The organism is Streptomyces sp. MUM 2J, from assembly GCF_022414535.1.
In the GTDB taxonomy this organism is placed as follows: domain Bacteria; phylum Actinomycetota; class Actinomycetes; order Streptomycetales; family Streptomycetaceae; genus Streptomyces.
Window position 1 is genome coordinate 1 of sequence record NZ_JADWYM010000096.1, and the last position, 2,842, is coordinate 2,842.

Sequence of the window (2,842 nt, forward strand, 5' to 3'; positions counted from 1 at the left end):
GGCGGGGGAGCGGCCGGGACCGTCGCTGGTGACGGCGGACGGACGCGACTGTGGGACCGTGGCGGGCGGTGTGGTGCGGCCGGCGTTCGCGGGCCCGGTTCCCTGCGTGGCCGTGGCCGTGGTCGGGTTGTGGGCGGCGGCGTCCGGGCGCCGCGTGGGCGTCCCGGCACCCTGCGGGCCGGCATGGGCGGACGCGGGACGTTCGCCGACCGGTGTGTGCTCGTCGGTGCCGCCGCGCCGGTCCGTCCCCGCAGTGATGCGGTCGAGGTGGCCGCGGTCCTCGGTGATCCCGGTCTTCTGCGCCAGCCCCTGCCTCAGTGCGTCGGCGCGCTCGTCGGACGTCTGGTGCGAGGACAGTTCCTTGCGCACGCCGTCGGGGCCCGGGTCCTCGGTGACCTTCTGTCCTGAAACGGAATTGGGTCCGCCGGTTGCGCTGCGCTCCAGTACCGCAGGCGCCTCGGACATCGGGTCCACCCAGGAGTGCTGCCGCAGCATCGCAGGCGCCTGGGTACGTGATTGCTGCCAGGCGGGGTCGTCCGCAGGATCGTCGTGCCGCCGGCGCTGTCCGCGGTCCTGCGACTCGCCGAGGTGGTCCTGCGACTCCTCCGGGACCGTGTAGCCGGCGATGACGGCGTCCAGGAGCCTGAAGTGGCGGCCCCTCAGGCCGCCGTGGGCGAGTTGCTGGTGCTCGGGTTGCTGGTGGAAGTCCCCGAGCAGGCTGCCCGGGATGTGCGGGCGGTGCGGAGCGGTCTCGTCCGCGTGCTCGTCGCGCAGGCCGAGCTGGTGGGCGATCTCGTGCGCGTACTCGATGGGCCCGGCGCTCGGGGGCCAGTGGCTCTGGTCAATGCCGTGGCTGTCGTCCACCAGGTCGACGATCAGGTGCGGCTTGTCGCCCGGACCGACGCGTTCGAGGGTGACGTGCAGCCGGTCGCCGTTGAGGAGCTTGTACCCGGGGTCGTTGAAGTACTGCTTGACGCCTTGCCGTGCCTTGTTCCAGATGTCGGCCGTGTCATACCGGCCCGAGCCGTCGTCGCGCAGCGCCACGCGTACGGTCAGGTCTGTATACGGGGTGTCATCGACGGTGAAACGCCGTTGGTCGAATTCGGATTTCACCACGTAGCGCCGGGTGCGGTCGAGCCACTCGCGGGGCGGCGGGCCCGGGCGGAGGGCGTCGGCCGAGCCGCGCAGATCGTCAAGTCCCTCGATGCTGGGCACAGAGTGCCGGCTGGGGTCGGTCTGGTCGTCGTGCGACAGGCCGGGCGTCGTGCCCTTCTTGAGGGGACGCTGGGCAACGAGTTGCTGGTCCCCCCGGATCGGGTGGCGCGGCTGTTCCTCCTGCGGCCGCCTCGGGCCGGTGACCGGCTTCGCCTTCTGCTCGCCGGTGCCGTGACCGGGGGTGTGCTGGTCGCGGGTGGGGAGGCGGTCCGCGGAGACGACCGCGCCGTCGTCGCTGGACTCCTCGCCGTGTGCGGACGCAGGGTGTTCGCCGACCGGTGTGTGCTCCCTGTCCGGCGGGGGCTCGTCGGTGCCGCCGCGCCGGTCCGTCCCCGTGGTGATGCGGTCGAGGTGGCCACGGGCCTCGGGGGTCCCCGTCTTCCGCGCCAGCTCCTGCCTCAGCGCGCTGGTGCGCTCGTCGTACGTCTGGTGCGAGGACAGCTCCCTGCGCACGTCTTCGATCCGGCGCGCGGTGTCCTCGGCCTCACCGGAGTGCGCACCGAACAACTGCTCAATGTGCTGCTGCCGCAACTGCTCCAGACTGGCCGTCAGTGCGCGCACCTTGTCCTGCCGGCTCTGCTCGCGTCGGCTCAGGTGCTGGTCGAGCTTGTCCAGGGCTTCCCTGGCTCCCTGTTCGGTGGCCGCGTCGTACGCCTGCCGGCGCAGCTGGGCGGCGAGGGGGTCGTTCTCGCCGTCGTGGAGTGCCTCAAGGCGGTCGCGCAGGTCGCGTTCGGAGGGCCGGTCCTCGGAGGTGTCCGACGTGAGCCGGTCCAAGCGCTGCTGGAGCCGCCTGTAGTCGCGGTATGCGTAGAGTTCGCGCAGCGCGCGGTGGGCTTCGTTCGCGTCGGCAGCCCGGTCCGCCCGATCGAGCAGTTCGCGCTCGCGGTCGTCCGCGCCGTCGTTGAGGGCCTCGAGGCGCCGGCGCAGGTCTGCCTCGCTGCCCCGCGGTGGGGTGCGCTGCGGTGTCGGCTCGTCCGACCCCAGGCGATCGAGGCGCTGTTGCAACTCCTGCAGCCGCCGGTGGGCCTCCAGGTCCCGCAGCGCGCGTTCCGCCTCTTCGGGTGTCTCGGCGTCGTCGAGGCGCCGGTGCAGCGCTGCGGTCTCGGGATCCGGCTCGGAGGACCGCAGACGGTCCAGCCGGTCGCGTAGGTCGGCGTACCGGCGCAGTTCCTCCAGTTGAGAGCGGAGACGGTCCGCGGCCGGCCCGTCGGTGGTCGTGGCGAGGCGCTGCCGTACGTCCTCGACGTCCTGGTGGAACGGGCGCGGTGCGTCCTGCCCGGTCAGCATCGCCGACGGGACATGGCTCTCGACGTACGCCGAGTACTCGTTGAGCCTGCTGTCGAGCAGGTCGAGGTCGGCGGAGCGCCATGCCTCCTGAACCGCGTCGACCTTGCTCTGCCACTGCTCCTTGGAGCCGGCGAGGTTCGCCAGACGGTCGAAGCCGCCCTGCACGTGTGCGCGGAAGGCGTCGTAGCGCTGGATGGTGGTGCCACCCTCGACCTCGGCGCGGAAGCCGGCGAGGTACTGTCCGGCGCGATCCCAGTCATGGGATGCCGTCGCCTCCTGAATGGCGCGGGTGTGGGCGTCGCGCTGGTCCTTGGGTATCCCGGCGGTGCGCGCGGCGCTG

At 72.3% G+C, this 2,842-nt stretch carries 1 protein-coding gene; it reads right to left on the reverse strand.

Features of this window, described 5'->3' with window-relative positions:
* A partial coding sequence (locus I3F54_RS31770; protein ID WP_240122390.1) for a hypothetical protein occupies positions 1–2,842 on the reverse strand: 2,842 nt, incomplete at both ends.